Origin of the sequence: Citrobacter portucalensis (genome assembly GCF_002042885.1) — a bacterium.
Lineage (GTDB): Bacteria > Pseudomonadota > Gammaproteobacteria > Enterobacterales > Enterobacteriaceae > Citrobacter > Citrobacter portucalensis.
In genome coordinates, this window is sequence record NZ_MVFY01000007.1 from 194,835 (window position 1) to 211,162 (window position 16,328).

12 protein-coding genes are annotated in these 16,328 nt (G+C 53.1%); all 12 read right to left on the reverse strand.

Features of this window, described 5'->3' with window-relative positions; genetic code table 11:
- Nucleotides 1-12 precede the first annotated feature (12 nt).
- Complete coding sequence (locus BZK40_RS12900) at nt 13-1,983, reverse strand: TonB-dependent receptor plug domain-containing protein (protein ID WP_079934748.1); 1,971 nt, start codon at nt 1,981-1,983, stop codon at nt 13-15.
- A 23-nt stretch (nt 1,984-2,006) separates the two neighbouring features.
- The gene (gene modD, locus BZK40_RS12905) at nt 2,007-2,864 is read right to left on the reverse strand and encodes a ModD protein (RefSeq protein WP_079934749.1); all 858 of its coding nucleotides are present in this window, start codon (nt 2,862-2,864) and stop codon (nt 2,007-2,009) included.
- Nucleotides 2,861-3,673 carry a class I SAM-dependent methyltransferase gene (locus BZK40_RS12910; protein WP_032943738.1) on the reverse strand — a complete coding sequence of 271 codons (813 nt, stop codon included), beginning with the start codon at nt 3,671-3,673 and terminating at the stop codon, nt 2,861-2,863. Before BZK40_RS12910 ends, modD begins: the two co-directional genes overlap by 4 nt.
- A 9-nt stretch (nt 3,674-3,682) precedes the next feature.
- Nucleotides 3,683-4,444: an ABC transporter ATP-binding protein gene (locus BZK40_RS12915; RefSeq protein WP_079934750.1), complete on the reverse strand. Its 762-nt coding sequence runs from the start codon at nt 4,442-4,444 to the stop codon at nt 3,683-3,685.
- Complete coding sequence (locus BZK40_RS12920; RefSeq protein ID WP_410734475.1) at nt 4,441-5,400, reverse strand: FecCD family ABC transporter permease; 960 nt, start codon at nt 5,398-5,400, stop codon at nt 4,441-4,443. Before BZK40_RS12920 ends, BZK40_RS12915 begins: the two co-directional genes overlap by 4 nt.
- Before the next feature lie 26 nt (nt 5,401-5,426).
- Nucleotides 5,427-6,449, reverse strand: coding sequence for an ABC transporter substrate-binding protein (locus tag BZK40_RS12925; RefSeq protein WP_079934752.1), 1,023 nt, complete (start codon nt 6,447-6,449; stop codon nt 5,427-5,429).
- 207 nt (nt 6,450-6,656) lie between these two features.
- Complete coding sequence (locus tag BZK40_RS12930; RefSeq protein WP_071446215.1) at nt 6,657-8,369, reverse strand: alpha,alpha-trehalase; 1,713 nt, start codon at nt 8,367-8,369, stop codon at nt 6,657-6,659.
- A gap of 170 nt (nt 8,370-8,539) precedes the next feature.
- A complete protein-coding gene (gene dhaM / locus BZK40_RS12935) occupies nt 8,540-9,970 on the reverse strand; it encodes a dihydroxyacetone kinase phosphoryl donor subunit DhaM (protein WP_079934753.1) in 1,431 nt (476 codons plus the stop codon).
- Between the two features lie 10 nt (nt 9,971-9,980).
- Nucleotides 9,981-10,613: a dihydroxyacetone kinase subunit DhaL gene (gene dhaL, locus BZK40_RS12940; RefSeq protein WP_079934754.1), complete on the reverse strand. Its 633-nt coding sequence runs from the start codon at nt 10,611-10,613 to the stop codon at nt 9,981-9,983.
- An 11-nt stretch (nt 10,614-10,624) separates the two neighbouring features.
- Nucleotides 10,625-11,695 (reverse strand): dihydroxyacetone kinase subunit DhaK, encoded by a 1,071-nt coding sequence (gene dhaK, locus BZK40_RS12945; RefSeq protein ID WP_079934755.1) that lies wholly within the window; start codon nt 11,693-11,695, stop codon nt 10,625-10,627.
- A 275-nt stretch (nt 11,696-11,970) separates the two neighbouring features.
- Entirely contained in the window at nt 11,971-14,082 is a 2,112-nt protein-coding gene (locus BZK40_RS12950) for a hypothetical protein (RefSeq protein ID WP_079934756.1), read from the reverse strand.
- 38 nt (nt 14,083-14,120) lie between these two features.
- Nucleotides 14,121-15,980 carry an STY4199 family HEPN domain-containing protein gene (locus tag BZK40_RS12955; RefSeq protein WP_079934757.1) on the reverse strand — a complete coding sequence of 620 codons (1,860 nt, stop codon included), beginning with the start codon at nt 15,978-15,980 and terminating at the stop codon, nt 14,121-14,123.
- Between the last annotated feature and the right edge of the window lie 348 nt (nt 15,981-16,328).

The window sequence follows — 16,328 nt, forward strand, 5'->3', positions numbered from 1 at the left end:
TATGTCGCTAAGTCAGAACTGATACTCAATTCCCGCCCAGTAATTACGGCCTTCTTCGATAAATCCTTCGCTGTACACGTATTGTGTATCGAACAGGTTATTGACTGAAGCGTTGACGCTGAACCCGTGACCGATGGCGTAGTCGGCGCGTAAATGGGTAATGGCGAAACCTGCGGCTTTCTGCGAGCCGTCGCTATTGCTATAGCTCGATGAGCGGGCCTCTTCAGACAGCGTAATGCTCAGCGGATCCCACGGTTTCAGCGTCATCCATGCGGTGAGGGTTTGCGTCGGCAAATCGGTTATTTTGCCGATGTCGCTGCGTTTGACGTCCGCATGAATCAGGCCATAGCTCAGCCCAACATCCAGCATATCAAAGACTTTACCTTTAACGCCTGCATCCAGACCGGTGTAATCCACCCGGCCGCTGTTCTGATTCTGGATGGTATCGGCATCAATATTGTGTGAAAGAATCGCATCGCTGATGCGGTTGTAATAGACGCTGGCTTCGAATCCCCAGTCTTTACCAAGTGAACCATTCCAGGTCAGATCCACGCTGCGGGCGCGTTCCGGTTTAAGCTGCGGATTGACCAGCGCCACCTGGTTATAGGCCGGTTTCGAGGTGGTGTAGCGCTCTTTCAGTGTTGGGAAACGTGTTCTGTCAGAGTAGGACAGCGCTAATGTGTCTGAATTTTCAAAGTGATATTTGGTCATCATCTGCCAGTTGAAGGCCGACTGATTGTTGTCATCATAGTGGGTGACGCTACCATTTTTTTCGTGCTTCATGCCTTCCAGACTGTCGCGCCAGTCATAGCTTATTCCCGCCACGACATCGACGTTATCCGCTGCTGCCCACTGGTATTCGCTGGCAACGGACCAGGTGCGGTCTTCGTAACGGTCGTAAGACGCATTAGGTGCGCCTTTCTCGCGGTGAACATCATCCTTCCAGTTCACCGCGAAAGAGAGCTGGTCGTTTTCACGCATATCCGCAGCGAGCTGCAGACCAGCCCCATCGCTATAGTCTGAATAATGACTGTAGCTGCCTTTTTTGTTTTTCAGATCGGCAAGCGAGTTGTACATCATCAGCGTATTTTCAAAGGTATCGCGATACAGACGGCTTTTCAGGGTGAAACGATCGCCCAGATGGGTGGTGCCCTGATAGTAATAGCTCTCTTTATCGTACTGTGGCCATTGCCAGTAGCGTGATTTCTGACTGCTGGTTCCAGCGTACGGCGGGTTATCTTTTTCACCGTCCTGATTAATATAGGTCAGCACATATTCGTCATTACCACGTGGGGTAAAGCCCAGCTTCACGATGCCGCGTTTGTCATCGGCGGAGGAGTTAATCATCTTGCCGTTGCTGCCCGCAATAGGATTGTCCACGCCGTGCGGTAAGCCAAGGAAATCCTGCTTCAACTGACTGCCGCTGAGCTGGATGTAGCCGAGATCGTTGCTGGCGCCAAATGAAGCGTGCATATCGTGGGCATTGTCTTTGCTACGACTCCAGCCCTGGCGATAGCCAATGCTGCCTTCAATCGGTTTGGTGGGCTTTTGGGTGGTGATATTGATGGCGCCGCCCATCTGGTTCGGCCCTTGTAACAGCGACGAGTAGCCTTTGGAGACTTCAACCGAAGCGATATCGGAGGTCAGAAAACGGCCTAAATCGAGGTTGCCATCATAGGGGATGTATACCGGCACGCCGTCAAAATAGACGGGAACCTGACGGCTGTCAAAACCGCGGACTTTCACCTGCTGTTCATTGCGATTGCCTGACTTTTGCAGCACGACGCCGGGGACAACGCTCAGTGCCTGCGCCACGTTTTGCTTATCCAGTTGCTGCATCGTTTCCTGGCCGAGAACCGTAGTGGTTGCGGCGGAGGCCGGACTTGACCAGACGGTCATGGTTTCGCTTTCCTGCCCAGCAAAAGCGCTGTGCGCGAAAGCAAACGACAGGGCTGTGTAAAGACAACTTTTGTTGAAATTCATTATTTTTAGTCCATTTATTAATGTTATATGCCACGTGCGTCCGGGCTCAGGCTAACTTTGATATCCGCGGGCGGAGCGTAGTAAGGCGCGGAAGTGATGAAAAGTCTGATGCCACAGTCGAGATAACTCGCCAGCGAGGCGAGGGTAATGCCGCCAGTCAGCGCCAGCGTGCAATGGGGGGCCAGAGAAGGGGCCTGGCGGACAATTTCTGTTGCTTGCTCAGGGGTAAATTTGTCGAGTTGCAGGACATCGGGCGCGGCGCGTAGCGCGGCTAATGCCTCATCTGGCGTATCTGCTTCAACCACGATCTTTTTTTCTGGCGCATGGCTGCGTAAGCGCGCAATCGCACCTGACCAGTCGTTTGGGTTGGTAAGAAAATGGCGGTGATTAGCAAACAGCAGTACCGTTTCGGCGCATCCTCCGCGATGGATAATGCCTCCCGCGGCGAGTATTGCCTGAGTCGCCAACAAACGCGTGCCGGGAATGGCTTTGCGGGTGCAGGCAATCTGCCCATCAGGATAGCGTTGGCGCAGTTGGCTCAACATGCTCTCAAGATAGCCTGAAACCCCGCAGCTCCACTCCAGGACATTTTGTACCGCTTTCCAACCCTGGTGTAGCGCCGCCGCATTCCCATGTGCGCGAATCAATCGCTGTCCTGCACTTACCTGTTCACCATCGGCCACCATGTCGCTGACGGTCAGCCCTAATGAGGTGAGCATTTGTCTGGCAACGGCGGTGCCGCTAACGCATCCGCCCTGGCGATGGTAAAACGCCATAACGCCCGGCTGTGCGCCGATCCCCAACGCGCGGGTAGTCAGATCGCCGCCCTGAATATCTTCCAGCAGCAGCGCGTCGGTTTGCGCCTGCGAAAAGTAGATCATCGCAGCGCCTCCCGCGGCACGCTGTCCCACCAGATAAGCGCCCAGTCACGGCTGGCGGGGGCAATCGTGCGTGGATCCTGCTGTTGATACCAGGTTTCCAGACGTTCGACCTCGTCGGCGCTCAGTTCACCCATACTCCAGCGCACGTTTTCCAGAAAACGCGTCCAGGTGCTGTTGTCCTGCTGGCAGTTGGGTCCGCGGATAAAATCAACATGCGCGTGGATCCCCATCTGATACAGGACATTAAGCGCATAGATATAGTTGGGAAGCTCAATCACTTCGCGGCCCAGTGCACGCTGAATGGTGGGGGAAACGAAAGATGAACTGACGAGATGAGTGGTGTAAACCCGCAGTCGGGCCTGATTATTCAGTTTGGTCATCGCCTGGCGCATATCGGCAACCAGCGTAGAGCGCGAAGCGACGGCGATATCGCACTGGGGTAAATCATCCCAGTGTTCCTCCCAGGCCCGCTGCACCCACTGCACGTGACGGGCGTTCATTTGCGCAGCGCGGCGGGCAGCTACGCTAAGCATGCCCTGGCTGTAATCTACGCCGTAAATTATTGGCATCTTTTTAGCCAACGCCAGCGAAACCGTACCGGGACCGCAGCCCATATCAAACAGCGACTCCGCCCCTTTCAGGTCGATTTTTCCCAACAGCTGTAGCAGATAGCTGTCGGTTAATGAGGCGCAATTCTCTGCCATTTTTTCCGCACGCTTATCCCAGTGCTCCGGTTTTTTCTCGGTTCTGTTCGCCAGCTGTAACTGTTTACGGTAAAGATCGGCAAAATCAATGTCGTCAATGAGCATTCTTATTCCTTAGTTGTGTGAGCCAAAGAGGTGATGGGCGATTTGTGACGGTGTAACGCGATACAGCGCTGCCAGACGATCGGTGGCGAGCTGCTGTTCAGGAAGCCCCTGCGACACTGCACCGTTCGGTTCAACGCGTACCACGCTGTCGGCGATTGCCCGGGCGTGCAACGGATGATGGGTCGACATCAGCAGGGCCATACCCGAGTTTTTCAGCGTCACTAGCGTGTCGAGCAGACGGATCTGATGCCCAAAATCCAGGCTGGAAGCGGGTTCATCCAGCAACAAAAGACGCGGACGCTGCGCCAGCGCGCGGGCAATTAACACCAGTTGCCGCTCTCCGCCGCTCAGCGTGTTCCAGCGTCGGGGCGCCAGGTGAGAGATTCCCAGCATCGTCATCTGCTGGTGCGCATTTTCACGCTCTTTAGCGCCGGGAACCGCAAATGCCGCCAATTGCGGGGCCAGCCCCATCATCACCATGTCCAGCGCAGTGAAGGCAAACGCGCCGTCATGTGCCTGAGGAACCCAGGCAATAGCGGCGGCGCGTTGCCGATCGCTGAGATGATTTATGGCGACGCCATCAAGCAGAATGTCACCGTGAAGCGGCGAAAGAACGCCGAGAATGGTGCGCATCAGGGTGGTTTTTCCACTGCCGTTGGCCCCAATCAGACAACAGACGGAGCCGGGCGAAACCTGAAATGAGACATCGCGTAACACGGGCTGGTGACTGTGGTATCCCAACGACGCATGGCGGACGGTCAGAAGCGTCATGGGCGATTTCCCCGTAGCAAAAGCAGCAAAAAGAACGGTGCGCCAATAAATGCCGTCAGGATCCCCAGCGGGATTTCTGTGCTGCTCAGCGTGCGGGCAAAAGTATCGGTGAGCAGTAGCAAAATGGCGCCGATCCCCATGGAAACTGGCAGCAACTGCTGGTGGTTATTGCCACTGAGGAGTCTGCCGATGTGCGGTACAACCAGCCCAATCCAGCCGATAATGCCCGCGATGGCAACGGTACAGGCGGTGATTAACGTAGCGCAGACGATCAGTCCCAGCCGCAATCGCGAGACGTTGATCCCAAGCGATCGTGCTTCATCATCCGACAGGGTGAGCAGGTTCATGCGCCAGCGCAGCAGCAATAGCGGGACGAGTCCTGCGAAGATCAGCGGTGCCGAGAACCACAGGTCGTGCAGCGTGATCGTCGATAAACCGCCAAGCAGCCAGAAGGTGATAGACGGGAGTTGGGTATACGGGTCGGCCAGCGTTTTGATGAGCGAAATTCCCGCACCGCATACCGTACCCAGCGCAATCCCGACCAGCACCAGTGTTAACACCGGGTCGTGACGCTTGACTCGCCGGGTAATCAACCAGACACCGGCGACCACGAATAAACCGCCCATGAACGCATACAGCTGAATGAACAGGATCGGTAAACCTAACAGGATTGCTAAACAGGCACCTAAACCCGCACCCGCCGCCACGCCGAGAATATCCGGCGAGACCAGCGGGTTGCGGAACATGCCCTGATAGGTGGTTCCTGCGCCCGCCAGCGCCGCGCCGAGCAGCAATGCAGCCAGTATGCGTGGCAGGCGGATTTGCCAGAAGACGATTTTGTCCTGCATTGGAACGCCATCTGCACCGGCCACGAGATTCAAAACCTGTTGTGCATCCAGGCGATACGCGCCTGATACCGCGGCGACGCTCGCGCAAAGCACCACCGCAGCAATCATCAGAAAACCGAGGGTTGATGTTTTCATCAGACTGCCACCAACCTTTGATACTGTGCGTCGCTTAGTGTGGTGTGCCAGAACAATTCACTGTAGCGCTGCATATCGGTTTTAAAGCTCGCTTCAACCTGTGGATCAAGCCAGGCGTGCAGGCGGCGTAACCCCAGTAAACGGTTGATGCCAGGAGGTGCATCCAGCCAGCCAAACGGCAGACCGCTGAGAAACAGAATGCGCCGGTCAGCAACCGCTTTGACTCCTTGCCAGACCGGATCTTCTCGTAGGAACTGCGCTGTCACCGCATCCTGCACCAGGATAATATCCGGCTGCCAGCTGAGCAGGTTTTCCATTGAGACCTGTGTGAGCCCCTGTCGTCCGGGGATGTGCGCCACATTGTGCAACCCCAGTAGTTCTGCTGCTTCGGTATGCAGAGAACCTTGTAAACCAGTCTCCAGTCCTCTGGCACCGCGCGCGGCATAAAAACGCAGATTCGCCGCGGGTGAATGCGAGAAAGCTATTGCATCATCGATAAATCGACGGGCCAGCGCGGCCTGCATTGCGGTTCGCGAGACGACGCCCAATACTTCACCGACTGCGCGAAACTGTTCTGGGGTATGGCGCAATTCGCCGTTAATCAGCAGCCAGGGAATCTGTGTTTGTGCGCTCACTTGTCTGGCCTGAGAAAGCCAGGTTTCATCGGCATTACCGCAGTCAATAACCAGGTCAGGTTTAAGCGCCAGGAGTGCTTCAAGCGAGAGCGTGCTGGCGCGCCCCGCCAGCCTGCCGAGTTTCGGCAAAGTCCGAATGTTATCGTTAAACGGGATGGCGGTCTGGCGAGAGAAATCAAAGGAGGAAAGCCCCACCAGTTTTTCCGGTGCGACGGCCAGCAGCAGCATGTCAGCAGGCGCGCCCGCGCTGACCACGCGTTGGGTCGTTTCTGGCTTCGGAGAGTCTCCAATGGCCACAGTCAGCGAGGTTTGAGCAAACGCGGGAAGATGGCGTAGCAGCAGTGCAGATGCCACGAGTTGGGCAAACATCCGTCTTGTCAGTGGCATTATTGTTATCCTGAAGGTTACAAAATCGCTATATATTTACATATACAGCGAATAAAAACATGTTCAGAATCAATTTCTCACGGATGAAAACCCCGGATACCCCATAAGGGCTAGAGGCCATAGAGACAGCTGGAAGGGGGAAATATAAGAAAGAAAAATCCGCGACGAAGCGCGGATTCAGGAAGTGAAACGGCTCAGGCTATGATGTTATGGCGTCGGTTGAGTCTGTTTTTTAGACTCGACTGGCGCAGTACTTGCCGGGGTAGGTCGCGACGCGGGTACGTTGTCACAGGGCTTTTCTTTGGCGCAAATCAAGTCGAGCATTTTCAGCGTTACGCCGTTGGTCCAGCCGAAACCATCCTGCAACGGATACTCACCACCGCCACCGCCGGTTCCAGTGGTGCTCACGTCATACTTCTCAACCAGCTTTTTCTCGCGATCGTAGGTGTGTTGAACATTGGTGAGGAATCGCCAGGTCACGTCCATGGCAACAGTATCCTGACCGTAATTCTGTAACCCGGATGCTGCGACCCACTGGAGCGGGGCCCAGCCATTGGGGGCATCCCACTGCTGGCCGCTATTCACCGACGTGGTAGCAAGGCCGCCCGGTTGCAGCAGATGTGCCTGGGTGGCCGTGGCGACTTTACTGGCGCGATCTTTTGCCGCTGCATTGACATATAGCGGGAACAGGGCGGCAGCCGTGAGCTGGTTGCGTACTTTGTGGCTTTTCAGATCGTAGTCGGCATACCAGCCTTCTTTGTCGTTCCACAGGTACTTCTCGATCCCTTTTTGTCGGGCATTAGCGAAGCCATCGTACTGCGCCGCTTTGGCATCATCACCAGCAGCCTTGCTGGCGAGGGCGATCATTTTTTCCATTTTGTACATCAGCGCATTGAGATCGACCGGAACGATGCTGGTGGTGCGCAGAGTGCCCAGCTGATTAGGATTGTCCATCCAGCGGGAACTAAAATCCCAGCCGGACGCGGCAGCTGAACGCAGGTCGCGGTAGATTTCTGTGGCCGGGCGGTTTGGGTTGCTTTTAGCGGTGGCAATATCCTCTACCCAGGACTCTGGCCGAGGCGAATCGCGCTCATCCCAGTAGCGGTTCAAAATGGTGCCGTCATCCAGTTTAACTACGCGCTTATTTTGCTGACCGGGCTGGAGTGTTTCGACGCCCTCCATCCAGTAGCTGTATTCTTTGAGCATCTGCGGGAGGTATTTTTTCAGCGCGTCATTTCCGTCGTGCTGCGCCAGCAGTTCAACCATAAAGGCAAAGAACGGCGGTTGCGAACGACTCAGGTAGTAGGTGCGGTTGCCGTTAGGAATGTGTCCCCAGGAATCAATCTCGTAAGCGAAGTTTGCCACCATGTCCGAGACCTTATCCCAGTGATTGCTCTCGGCAAGCCCCAGCATGGTGAAATAGCTGTCCCAATAATATATTTCGCGAAAACGCCCGCCAGGTACCACATACGGTTCCGGGAGCGGCAGCAGCGAATCCCATTTTTCAGCGTCGGTTGTCGAACGGGTGAGTACCGGCCACAGGCCATCGATATGTTCGCGTAATGATTGCCCGGCCGGGGGCACGTATTTCTCGCCGTCTTTCGGCAAGGTGAAATTCACTTGCACAAAATGGCGTAAGTCGAATCCGGACTGGTTTTTCTGCATCCGGTAATCGGCAAGGATCATTAATGGATCGCTGTTTGGCACCGCGTCCGCAAAGGTTTTCTGGTCAGGAAACAGTTTGGCTGTTTGTACATCGTTAAACAGGGGGCCAAGCAGAATATCAGGCGGCGCAGGCGTAGCGGCTGGTGCGTCCTCGGCGTTGACGGTAAAAGAGGAAAGGGCAAAAAAGGTGCTTGCGAGCGTCAGTTTTATTGCAACAGAGAGCAGGCCAGGATGGCGAGTTGCTGGCGTTATCATCGGTTAATCTCCTTAGCGGCGTGCCGAAGTAGCGGCATTTACCATGAGAAAACCTTAGTTCAGGAATGACCGTTGCGCGTGATCGGCTCCCCATTTTGCGAATAAACAGACATTTCCCGGCGTGAATAGAGAAGAAGCACACCCTTTGTTGGAAAGGGTGTGCTTCGGAATCAGTTTGCGCGGGTTATCCGCTGTGTGACACAGTCAATGGTCAGAGTATCGCCCATCTTGATGCTATCGAGAGCCGCGCCTTGCTGACACATCCAGCACAGACCCATTTCACGAGCGATAATCGCCGGATGCGAGGCTTCGCTGCCGTCCCGCAGGCAGATACCTTTGATGGTCTTCGGATCGAGTTGCAGTACCGTAGACGGATAAATGACATCAGCGACCAGGATAGTGGGGCGCAAGAACGCGGGAATTTGTGCGCTCTCTCCCGTCAAATGCTGCAGTGAACGAGACAGCAAATCTTCAATATCAATGTATCGCGCCTGCAGATAAGGATCATCGAGCTGTAAATACTGCTGGCTGAGATCGCTCAGCACCTGATGCCAGGCCCAGGCGGCGCTGCACTGCTTTTCGCGCATTACATCGCAGGTCATTTCAAACAGTTCAGGATCGTCCAACAGCGTATGGTGACCGGAGAAGATGGCGGCGATATCTGCGGAATATCGTTCTTCAGCAAGTGCAGTGAGTTCGCTCAGGTCGTTCAGCGTACTTTGGATGGCGGTCTGTAATCGCTGCTGCTCAGCCTGGAGTGATGCGGCTGGCTGCGGGTTTACCTCGGGCGAGAACGGCGTGTAACAGAATGCCGTCCCCGTGACTTTTGAGGGAGCCTGAGTTGCCTTGTTATCAGCATTAGCGGACTCGAGCGATTCACCAAAATTCTCCGCTGCCAGCTGTTTAAATGCGGCCAGCGCATCCTCTGCCTGTTCGCCTTTGGCAATCAGGCGCAGCGTGTCATTACAGCGTACCTGCAGCAGAGCTATCTGATTCAGGCTATCAGGAACCACACACTTGCCGTTTTTCTCCAGCCACATGTCGGCGTTAAAACCAGACAACGCGGAAACCAGCCGCGAAGCCGGGCGAACGTGGATGCCGTTAGGGTTTTTCACCACAATGGCAACAGAACGGGCATCTGCATCGGGAGACAGTGCAGCAGATGCGGGTTTCGCTGCGGATGGCGAAGGTAAACCCAGTTGCTCACATTTGGCGTCGAGGGCGTTCATGGCATCACGGATGACCCGATCGATATCAGCACCCGCGGCGGCGCTAACCGTCGCGGCCAGTGTGCCTTCAACCAGTGGTGCTGCGCACAAACGCACTTTGGCGGCAATGCCAGGGTCGAGCAGTTCCAGCGCGGTTTCCGCACTCAGTAATGCACTACCGATATCCATCATCACCAGCACGTGGTCCGTATCGGCCACGGACTCGATGGCTTCCATCACCTTGATCGGATCGGTGCCAATCGGATTCTCAGGATCATCAATGCCTGCGGCAATGGCGATTTTGCAATCACCGCCCATTAACATCTGCCGGGCCAGCGCACCGACGCCTTCGCCCAGTTGGGCGCTGTGAGAAACAATAACCAGGTTTACCATCGCTTTATCCTTACTCTCTGGACGCCTGAGCTAGCATTTGTATCATAAACATGACAGACGTTGCGCCGGGATCCTGATGCCCAATACTGCGCTCACCAAGATAGCTGGCACGGCCTTTGCGAGCCTGCATGGTGATGGTGCTTTGCGCTGCGGCTTCCGCTTGCTGGCTTGCCGCTTCCAGCGCTGTCTGTACGCTTAACTTTTGCTCGCAGGACTGACGTAAAGATTCGACCACCGGTAGCCAGACGTCGCACATGGTTTTGTCGCCAGGTTCAGCCTTACCTCGGCTAATCACACCTTCTGCGCCATCACGCATCATTTGATACAGCTCTTCAAGCGTCAGGCTTTGATGAGCCTGAGTCACCTGAGCGGCGCGAATAAAAAAGGTGCCAAACAGCGGCCCACTGGCCCCGCCGACGCTTGAGAGCAGCACCATACCGGTGTTTTTCAAAATAAAGCCGATGTCTTTGTCTGCGATGGACGGCAGCTTTTCAACGACTTTGCTGAAACCACGATGCATGTTCAGACCGTGGTCGGCATCGCCGATCTCCCGGTCAAGCCCGGTGAGAAAATCACTTTCTGTGGTGAAGATCTCGCCGCAACGATAGAGCCAGTTAACAATTTGCGTTCTGTTGAGGGACATCATGAATCTCCTTATTTACCCCAGTTGAGGGCAGGGGTGTGAACCGGTGCATCCCATAAGCTCAGCGTTTCGTCATCTACCTGTAACAAGGTGATCGAGAAACCGGTCATATCCAGAGAGGTACAGTAAGAACCGATCAGGTTGCGCTCAATGACGATGCCTGCATCCTGACAACGGCTTTCCAGGCGGTTATACACGCCGAAGAGTTCAGACAACGGCGTCGCGCCGAGATTATTGACCAGCGCAATAACGCGATCGCCACTATGTAACGCACGCTTGCTTTCTTTACCTTCCTGCCACGCGCCCTGGACGTTGTCCCAGTGGCGGAGTGTACGGCTGTAGTTACCGTTTTCCAGCAGGGTATCGAACATTTCATCAACGGTCTGATCTAGAGAGGTGAAGGGGCGACGGTCAATGCCGGGTTCCCCGTGGATACCTACGCCAAACTCCATTTCGTTATCCTGCAGCGTGAACGACGGTTGTCCAGCGGCTGGAACGGTACAGGCGCCAATGGCTATGCCAATGGAGTGGCCCTGGTTATTCAGCTTACGGCCCAACGCCGCACAGGCTTCCAGCGAATCACCGCGTTCGGCGGCCGCGCCGACCAGTTTTTCGATCAATACGGTATTCGCCACGCCACGTCGACCGGCGGTATACAAACTGTCTTTCACCGCCACGTCGTCATCCACCACCATGGTGGTGACTTTGACACCGCTTTCATGCAGCAGCTCGGTGGCGGTTTCGAAATTAAGAATGTCGCCGGTGTAATTTTTGATTATCAGCAGCACGCCTTCGCCACCGTCAATTTGCATGGCGCATTCGAACATTTTATCCGGCGTGGGTGAGGTAAAAATCTCACCTGGACAGGCGCCAGAGAGCATGCCCTGACCAATGTAGCCGCAGTGCATAGGTTCGTGTCCGCTGCCGCCACCGGAAAGCAGTGCCACTTTGCCCATCACCGGCGCATCTGCGCGGGTGACATATACCGGATCCTGATGCAGTGCCAGGGAAGGATACGCTTTCGCCAGTCCGGCGAGTTGTTCATTCAGTACGTCTTCAACACGGTTGATCAATTTTTTCATTATTTATGCTCCGCAGACAGTCCTGGATGGCTGCCAAATTCGGGCAGGCATCTGATGTAGGGTATCGGTTGGTTCAACGTCACGGCGACCGCTCGCTGCCGATAAGGTAATTTTGCACACGGGTAGTCAAAAGAAAATTGATGTGATTGGTGTTTCAATACGGAACATTAGCATCTTTTAATGTTCCGTATTGAAACGTGGTGGTGCATAAAACAGCGGAAGTGAGAGATGCGGCAAAGTTTATGCTGACGGCATCATGAGTAAAACGTTATTCCTTACTCTTCTTTGCCATTAAAATCGAAAAACCAGAACAAGATAAAACCAATAAAACCAAAAATTAGCAGAATAGCCAGGGTATAGACTTCATATCGCGCGGCATCTGCAGCAATCGTCTGTAACTTGTCCATTGCCGGGGCTGGCTGCTCTTTGAATAGCATGAGTTGCCATTCATAAAGGTTTGTTGTTTTTATCTCTTTAATCGGTTCCCAAATATGGTTAGCCGCCGCGCCGAGTGCTAAAGCAGAAAACAGTGCGCCGTAAATACGTTGGCGTTTTTCCTGACGCTGACTAATAGCCTGGCGCATGAGCTGATCCAATTGCTCTATCTGCGTCATGAGCTCCTGACGTTGCTCAGACAATCCCCACTGCCGAGAGAGATCTTCACTCAGCTGGTTATGTAGGGCATCGTTGCCGACTAAAGCACCTTTATTCATGGCTTTTAGCGCCTGGGCTTTGGTTTCCAGCATCATTTCGGACCAGTCAGATAGACGACGAATTTTTCCCTTTCGGTTGTGTTTTTGCTGCGACTCGAGCAGATCCTTGAGCCACTGTTCAATCTGTTGGGCAGAGTTCGCCAGAAAATTTTCATACTCATGGCTTACATCCGCTACAGAAATGGCCGCTTTAATCAGTATCGCCAGATGTTTATCCTCTTCTTCGCGACAGAAGATTGTGACGCCATGACGGTGAGCGATAACCAGAATATTGCTGTACCATTGGCAGTGGTACTCGCTGGTGGGGGGGAGATCCGCAGGACTCCTAACGACGCGCGTGCTATCGCTCTGTGCTGCCAGCCAGGCATGAAAGGTGGGGGTATCGATCATTCGCATCAGCGGGACGATCGTAATATCACCACCCTCCGGGATGCGATGCTGATAGACACGAATGCATTTACCTTTTGTGCGGCAATCAAGTTCGGGTAAAGCTATTGGCACAATGGCGTTATCAAGATAACGGGTAAAATAATTTTCCCAGATTGCGGGCAAAACGTCTTTTTGCCAGGTCAGTTTCGAGCCGGGCTCTCCGGGCGCAAGCTGCTTCGGTGCCGCAATTAGCGTCATTCTGCCTTGATCGTCGTACCAGGGTTGGTTCGGTGCGCCTGGGATCAATTTATCGCTTCCGGCCAGGCGATAGCTTTCGAGAAAACGCGGAGTATCGTGCGGGCGTAGCCCTTGCCAGGCCACATCTTCACGTTGTTCCAGAGCGGACCACAGGGCATCAAGGCGTGTCCCCTGAATCGGGTTGAGCGAAATAACGATATCATTTCCCGTACCCACTTCTCGCGGTCGATAAATGGCCAGCAACCCAAATCCATTGTGCGTCCAACTGCGTTCTTTATCGCACCGCGCGAGAATTTTCAACATACCAGAGGGGAGCGTTTCGGTAATAAACAGTGCATCAACCACCGTTTGCCGCCGGCCTGTGCCGAGATCCAGCAGGAGTTGGCAGGTAACCGAACGCTTGATAACGTGTTGGTAAATCTGTTGCTCATACGCCAGACTTGCGACCGCACTTGCATAACATTGCGTGTGCATGGGCATAATGCCTGCGGTGGGGTCTGGGTTGGCTATCATCATATCGCTCAACAGGCGAAGGCAGGCCAGCATGTTGTGGCGAACAACGGCAGTATCATCCATGGATTGCTCGCACAGGCAGCTATGCGCGAGTGCGGATAACAAGCAAGCGGCAGAACGAGTTGTATCATCACCGTCCAGATAAATACCGCTTTCCCATGCGGTGACGTATTCCAGCCACGGATGTGTTGATAGCGACAGCGAACCAGCGGCATCGAGATGGTTCAAAAACAGCAACAGCGTAAAACAGGTATCCAGAGAGAAATCTTCGATAACGATTCGTTGTATTCCCTGGACACTTGAGAGTTTACTGCGCCATATAGACCATTGACGATCGTCGGCATTTGCCACCAGTTCACTCACCGAATTGTAGTGACCTGCACGGTATCCTTTGTTATTGAGCGCGACACCCTTTTGGCTTTCCGTATCATTGCCGTCGCCCAATCCGATCAGTAGGCTGCCTGCCGGTGCATCACGCTGCGACGGATTGAACTCGAAAGTAAACAGCGGCCATGCATTATTGAATGCGAACATATAATTCTCTTTCGATGAATGTGTTGTTGGATCGCTCATTATTTGACTACGTTATAAATGACCCGTTGTGAGCGACTCCAGTTATCGCCAATCGCAATATTGGGTTCATGGTTTTCTTGTTTTACGCAGTAGTTCTTAACCAGGCTTTTTAACTCTGCCTCGTTGAGTGTGCCGAACATCAGACGCGTATTCAGTTCTTTCAATAACACATCATGGAGTGAATAAGTGGTCGGTCTTTGCAGTGAAAATTGCGCCGCGTCAGCCAGTAACTCACGCGCATTATCGGCCATCAGACGGCGCTCACAGCGACCTGCAGGTTCATTTTTGGCCATTTCTTCATCGTAAGCTTTCTTCTGGGCTTTCTCAAAATTAAGCGCTCTGTCCAGTTCCGCTTTAATACCCTGAACATCCTTGGCAGAAGAACAGAATGTTTTTAAATAACGAATCTGTATGGGGGTCAGCGTGCCATTGTGGTCCGCTTGCTGACGTAATTTACCGGCCATTCTGAGGCAGCCGTTTTTTTCATCCATCAACGACGCTGATTGTAATAGGGCATTCAACGTTTCCTGGCGATCTTCCTGTAATGCGGCTTCGGCATAATACAGTTTCCAGCGCATGCCTCCGGCAAGAAACAGATTGACAACCTGGGTATCACCGCGATCGATAGCGGCGCGAAGATTTTTTTCATCCCAGGCAATGCCGATATTCGCCAGTTCTTTACGCGGATCGTTACTGGTTTCTTTTTTCGCCCCAGCAACCGTTTTACCCACTTCCCCGAGATCGCTACGGATGGACTCCGTATTCACCAGCGTCTTGGTTGAGGTTCCGAAAGTCAGTACTGAGCCAACAATAATGACGACGATACCGCCCAGCACCCAGGCTACTCGATTGCGAATGATGCGCGTATCAATTTTGATTTTTCCAATATCCTGAGCCTGAGCCACCAGATCATCCTTTATTTCCTGAACGTCACCGCCGAGATTTTCAATTTTTTGGGCTGTCTGTTCGAAATAGTGAGCAACCTCAGCATTGCTGTCATCAAAAAAGCGATCAGGGTTAACTTTTACCCGGCCTTCGTCGAAGGCCTCCTGTACCGGCTCAGTAATTTCTTGGTAATAGTAATTCATCAATGTTGTTTGGACGGAGGTTACCCGCTTATGATGCGCCAGACGGTTGCGAATTACGCGAATATCGTCAAGAAAGGTATTCAGTGTTCTACGTTTATCGTTAACAAAGCTGAGCAAAGGGGTATATTGATAAAGTGGAGAGTAGTGGATGGGATATTCGTCTTTATCAATAAATAGTGAGGCGAGTTCACTGAAAAGGGTACCGCTCAATACGTCATCACGATCGGCAACGTTGAGCCATTTTTTTACACGTTCCTGACCAAATAGTTTGTTTAGGTGCTCAAGTAGGGCTTGTTGGTTATTGTACGCTTCATTAATTAAACTACGAATGGTCAGCTCTAATGCTCGTACCTGCTGCAAACTACGTAACTGCTTTTCTTCGCCTTCGTTATGCAGCGTCGTTGAATAAGTTAATTGAGGCTGTTTTTCTCGCAAATATTCGAGCTGCCACAAAAAACGCAACGCGGCAATGGTCAGATTTCTGTCGGCAGGCTGGCCATCTGTATTTCTGCCGAGCCATTTGTTCAAGGTGCGTAATGCCGCAAGAAAGCTCGCCATTTCCTGCTCATTATAGTTAAACCGGGCCGCTACACTGCTCCAGTTGCCCAATCTCTCTCGGGCTTTATCAAGTGAATAATAAAACGTATCAGGCGAAAGTTGCGTGGGGGCTGGCATACCCAGCAGGGATAAAATTTGTGGAAACGCGCTGTCGAAAAGAGACAGGCAACGAGTAAAATCGTTGTGCTCAGAAGCAGATGAATGATCGACCATTATATTCTCACGTGGTTATTCGCTGAGTTTTCCCGGCCCGATCTAATCGCACTGTGTCAGGCAACTTTCCCTGCAGCCAGAATGCCATAATTCGACAATTATTCGGGATTTTTAATCGGTTCGTCAATATATATGGGGGGCGTAATATTGGTAGTAGACATTGCAACCAATAATGCGTTGCTATGGGTTCTTAACGCAAATTATGGTTGCAGCGATGGAATTTAATGTTTATTGGCTAACAAAATGCGCAGATATTGGGTAAGTAAAACGCAGAAAGCGGGGCAGATGAATCAGGCTACTACACGCCAATAATGCCACAAATAATGCAGCATTATTGGCGTAACTCAC

Bases quoted from the DNA above. Each gene is read 5' to 3' on its own strand.
- BZK40_RS12900 (WP_079934748.1), bottom strand. From the start codon at position 1,983: ATGAATTTCAACAAAAGTTGTCTTTACACAGCCCTGTCGTTTGCTTTC.
- modD (WP_079934749.1), bottom strand. From the start codon at position 2,864: ATGATCTACTTTTCGCAGGCGCAAACCGACGCGCTGCTGCTGGAAGAT.
- BZK40_RS12910 (WP_032943738.1), bottom strand. From the start codon at position 3,673: ATGCTCATTGACGACATTGATTTTGCCGATCTTTACCGTAAACAGTTA.
- BZK40_RS12915 (WP_079934750.1), bottom strand. From the start codon at position 4,444: ATGACGCTTCTGACCGTCCGCCATGCGTCGTTGGGATACCACAGTCAC.
- BZK40_RS12920 (WP_410734475.1), bottom strand. From the start codon at position 5,400: ATGATTGCTGCGGTGGTGCTTTGCGCGAGCGTCGCCGCGGTATCAGGC.
- BZK40_RS12925 (WP_079934752.1), bottom strand. From the start codon at position 6,449: ATGCCACTGACAAGACGGATGTTTGCCCAACTCGTGGCATCTGCACTG.
- BZK40_RS12930 (WP_071446215.1), bottom strand. From the start codon at position 8,369: ATGATAACGCCAGCAACTCGCCATCCTGGCCTGCTCTCTGTTGCAATA.
- dhaM (WP_079934753.1), bottom strand. From the start codon at position 9,970: ATGGTAAACCTGGTTATTGTTTCTCACAGCGCCCAACTGGGCGAAGGC.
- dhaL (WP_079934754.1), bottom strand. From the start codon at position 10,613: ATGTCCCTCAACAGAACGCAAATTGTTAACTGGCTCTATCGTTGCGGC.
- dhaK (WP_079934755.1), bottom strand. From the start codon at position 11,695: ATGAAAAAATTGATCAACCGTGTTGAAGACGTACTGAATGAACAACTC.
- BZK40_RS12950 (WP_079934756.1), bottom strand. From the start codon at position 14,082: ATGTTCGCATTCAATAATGCATGGCCGCTGTTTACTTTCGAGTTCAAT.
- BZK40_RS12955 (WP_079934757.1), bottom strand. From the start codon at position 15,980: ATGGTCGATCATTCATCTGCTTCTGAGCACAACGATTTTACTCGTTGC.